General features: G+C 31.3%; 4 protein-coding genes. All 4 read left to right on the top strand.

The window, feature by feature from the left end; translation table 11 throughout:
- On the top strand, positions 1-662 hold a 662-nt coding region (gene tig / locus VK998_RS11150), incomplete at its 5' end, for a trigger factor (protein WP_325228309.1).
- Between the two features lie 18 nt (positions 663-680).
- Positions 681-1,265: an ATP-dependent Clp endopeptidase proteolytic subunit ClpP gene (gene clpP / locus VK998_RS11145; protein WP_325228307.1), complete on the top strand. Its 585-nt coding sequence runs from the start codon at positions 681-683 to the stop codon at positions 1,263-1,265.
- A gap of 19 nt (positions 1,266-1,284) precedes the next feature.
- Positions 1,285-2,565: an ATP-dependent Clp protease ATP-binding subunit ClpX gene (gene clpX, locus VK998_RS11140; RefSeq protein ID WP_325228306.1), complete on the top strand. Its 1,281-nt coding sequence runs from the start codon at positions 1,285-1,287 to the stop codon at positions 2,563-2,565.
- A 126-nt stretch (positions 2,566-2,691) separates the two neighbouring features.
- Positions 2,692-4,690: endopeptidase La (gene lon, locus VK998_RS11135; protein WP_325228304.1), on the top strand; the 1,999-nt coding region annotated here is incomplete at its 3' end.

Genomic DNA, 4,690 nt, shown 5'->3' with positions numbered 1-4,690 from the left:
GAGAAGAAGTAGAAGTTAAAGTAACCTTCCCAGATGATTACTTTGAAGAAAGTCTAAAAGGAAAAGAAGCTTTGTTTAAAGTTACTATAAATGAAGTAAAAGAAAAAGAACTACCAGTTTTAGACGATGAATTTGCAAAAGATGTAAGTGAATTCGATACATTAGATGAATATAAAGAAAGCATTAAAGAAAAATTAGAAAAAGAAGCAAAAGACAAAGAAAAAGTTGAACAAGAAAATAAAATAATTGAGAAGGTTGTTGAGAATTCAGAAGTAGAAGTACCAGAAGTAATGATAGAACATCAAGTGGAAAATGAAATCAATGAATTTGATTATAGATTAAAATTGCAAGGAATGGATATAAATCAATATTTAGGACTGACTAATACAAACATAGAAGCTTTTAAGGAGCAGATAACTCCTGTAGCAGAAAAAAGAATTAAAACTGATTTAGTACTTGAAGCTATAGCAAAGGAAGAAAACTTAGAAGTATCAGAAGATGCTATAGATAGAGAGTTAGAAAAATTAGCTAAAGAATATAATCAAGAAGATGTTGAGAAATTTAAAGAGAATATGAGAAAAGGAGATTTAGAATATCTTAAGTCGGGTATAATGAGGGATAAGACTATAGAGTTATTAATAAATAATACTAAATTAATTTAAATTTAGGAGGTATATATTATGGCGTTAGTTCCCGTTGTTGTCGAACAAACCAATAGAGGTGAAAGGTCCTATGATATATATTCTAGACTTTTAAAGGAAAGAATAATATTTCTTGGAGGAGAAGTAAATGATGTAACAGCAGATTTAATCGTTGCTCAGCTATTGTTTTTAGAAGCTGAAGACCCAGATAAAGATATACAACTTTATATAAATAGTCCAGGAGGATCTGTTAGTGCTGGATTTGCAATATATGATACTATGCAATATATAAAACCTGATGTATCTACTATATGTATAGGTAGAGCGGCTAGTATGGGTGCGTTCTTGCTAACAGCAGGAGCAAAAGGAAAAAGATTTTCATTGCCTAATGCTGATATCATGATACATCAACCTTTAGGAGGTACTCAAGGTCAAGCTGAAGATATTAGAATACATGCAGAAAAAATAGTCCAGACTAGAGAACTTATAAATAAAATATTAAGTGAAAGAACTGGTCAACCTTTAGAAAAAATTTCTAGAGATACAGATAGAGATTTCTTTATGACCGCCTCAGAAGCTAAAGAATATGGTATAATAGATGAGGTAATACAGTCAAGAAAATAAGATTAAGTGAGGTGTAATGATGGCAAAATATGATGATAAACAGCTTCGTTGCTCTTTTTGTGGGAAACCTCAGGACCAAGTACGAAGACTCATTGCTGGACCAAATGTCTTTATTTGTGATGAGTGTATAGAACTGTGCCAAGAGATAATAGATGAAGAGTTTATAGAAAATTTCGATTATCAAATACAAGAATTACCAAAACCTACAAAGATAAAAGAAACTTTAGATGAATATGTAATCAAACAAGAAAGAGCAAAAAGATCTTTAGCTGTTGCAGTATATAATCATTATAAGAGAATAAATAAAAAACCATCAAAAACTAATGATGTAGAATTACAAAAATCCAATATTGTTATGATTGGGCCAACAGGTTCTGGAAAGACTTTGCTTGCTCAAACATTGGCTAATATATTAAATGTACCTTTTGCAATAGCCGATGCAACTTCTTTAACAGAAGCTGGATATGTTGGTGAAGATGTAGAGAATATTATTCTAAAGCTTATTCAAGCCGCAGATTATGATATAGAAAGAGCAGAAAAAGGAATAGTATATATAGATGAAATAGATAAAATTGCTCGAAAGACAGAAAATCCATCAATAACAAGGGATGTAAGTGGTGAAGGAGTACAACAAGCACTTCTTAAAATCCTTGAAGGAACGGTAGCCAATGTTCCACCTCAAGGAGGAAGAAAACATCCACATCAAGAGTTTATTCAAGTAGATACAACTAATATATTATTTATAGTTGGTGGAGCCTTTGATGGTATAGATAAAATAATTCAAAATAGAATAGGAACAAAATCTATGGGATTTGGTGCTGATATAAAAAGCAAAGAAAATATCAGAATTGGAGAATTATTAAAAGAAATACAACCAGAAGATTTATTAAAATATGGTTTGATACCAGAATTTGTTGGAAGGTTACCAGTAATTGTTACATTGGAAGAATTGGATGAAGAAGCTCTTGTAAGGATTTTGACAGAACCGAAAAATGCTCTTGTAAAACAGTATAAAGAACTATTTAATATGGATGGGGTAGACTTAGAATTTGATGAAGAAGCTTTAAAATCCGTTGCAAAAAAAGCTATAGATAGGAAAACAGGAGCAAGAGGATTACGTAGTATTATTGAGGAAACTCTATTAGATATTATGTACGATATTCCTTCAAGAGAAGAAATAGAAAAATGTCTAATCACTAAAGATACTATTGAATCTGATGGAGAACCAACTTTGGTACTGTCAGAAAGAAAAGCTAAAAATAGAGCTAAGAAAAAAGATAACAAGGAATCTGCATCATAAAATAAAAGGCTCACAACATGGTGAGCTTTTTTTGACATTTTGAATAAAAGAAAAAGAATTAAAGATTAATATTTATATAAATAAATAAAAATATATTGATTATTTTTAGACAAAAGGAGTGAGGTTATGTACAAGAATCCTTATGTTGTACAGAACAAAACAATACCTCTTATACCATTAAGAGGTATGTCTGTATTTCCTCACATGGTTATTCACTTTGATGTAGGAAGAGAAAAATCTATTAACGCATTGGAAAAGTCCATGATAGATGATTCACTGATTCTTTTATGTACTCAAAAGGATGCTAAAGTAGAAGAACCTTCATTAGAAGATTTTTATCATATAGGAACTATTGCCAAGATAAAACAAATGCTAAAGTTACCTGGTGGTAGCATAAGAGTTTTAGTTGAAGGAATAAACAGAGGAAGGGTTGTTGAATTAACTGGAGAAGAAGATTATTTTGAAGCTATAGCAGAAGAGTTCACCTATGACCCTGAGGATATAACACTAGATAAAGAAATAGAAGCAGCAATGAGATTAGTAATTAATGATTTTGAAGAATACTTAACTTTGAGTCGTAGGATATCTCCAGATATATTGTTAACCGTTACAGATATTGATGATCCAGGGCGGTTAGCTGATGTTATTGCTTCTTATATTAATTTAAAAATTGAAAGTCATCAAAAGATATTAGAAACCTTTAATTTCTATGAAAGATTAGAGGCTCTTCATAAGATATTACAAGAGGAAATTGAATTATTAAGAATAGAAGAGAAAATTAATCAAAGAGTTAAAAAGCAGATAACCAAGGTCCAGAAGGAATATTATCTAAAAGAACAGTTGAGGGCAATTCAGAAAGAATTAGGAGAAGATAATGAGTTAGGTGAAGAAATAGAAGAATATAAGACTAAGATATCAAAGATGAAAATGCCTAAAGAAGTTAAAGAAAAAGCATTAAAAGAAGTAGAAAGACTAGATAGAATATCTCCTCACTCAGCTGAAACTGCTGTTATAAGAACTTATTTAGATTGGATAGTTGAACTTCCATGGGACAATGAAACCAAGGATAAAGTTGATATTAAAAAGGCAAGGGATATATTAAATAGAGACCACTATGGTCTTATGGATGTAAAAGAAAGGATATTAGAGTTTATTGCCATAAGAAAATTAGCAACAAAGATGAAAGGACCAATTCTATGCTTAGTAGGACCTCCGGGAGTTGGGAAAACATCAATTGCAAAATCTATAGCAGAATCTTTAAATAGAAAGTTTGTCCGTATGTCCTTAGGAGGAGTAAGGGATGAGGCAGAAATGAGAGGGCATAGAAGAACTTATGTAGGTGCTATGCCTGGAAGGATTATTTCTTCAATTAAAAAAGCAGGTACTAAAAATCCAGTTTTCCTATTTGATGAAATCGATAAATTAAGTACTGGTTTTAGAGGAGATCCAGCTAGTGCTTTATTGGAAATTTTAGATCCAGAGCAAAACAATACTTTTACAGATCATTTTCTAGAATTACCTTTTGATTTATCAAAAGTATTCTTTATTACTACAGCAAATACTGTAAATTCCATACCTGCACCTTTGTTGGATAGGATGGAAGTAATTCGAATAAGTGGTTATACTGAAGAAGAAAAATTAAAAATTGCCACTAATCATCTTTTACCAAAGCAGCTTAAAGAACATGGACTTAAAGAAGAAAATTTAGCTATATCTGAAAGAGCCATTAGGAAGATAATTAATAATTATACTAGAGAAGCAGGAGTTAGAAATCTAGAAAGAAATATTGCAAATATTTGTAGAAAAGCTGCAAAGAAAATAGTTGAATCTAATGTAAAAAAGGTAAGAGTGAACAAAGGAAACCTTCATAAATATTTAGGCATAGAAAAATATAGATATGATTTTGGAGATAGAGAAAACCAAGTAGGAGTAGCAACAGGGTTAGCATGGACTGCTTTTGGGGGAGAAACCCTTTCCATTGAAGTCAACTCTATGAAGGGCACTGGGAAACTCCAATTAACAGGTCAACTAGGCGATGTTATGAAGGAGTCAGCTATGGCAGGTATAAGTTATATTAGAGCGAATTCCAACAAGATAGGAGTAGATAGTAGTTTCTATAAAGAGA

This window comes from Schnuerera sp. (assembly GCF_035459645.1).
Taxonomy (GTDB): domain Bacteria; phylum Bacillota; class Clostridia; order Tissierellales; family Tepidimicrobiaceae; genus Schnuerera.
This window is presented reverse-complemented; position numbering and strand designations above follow the sequence as displayed.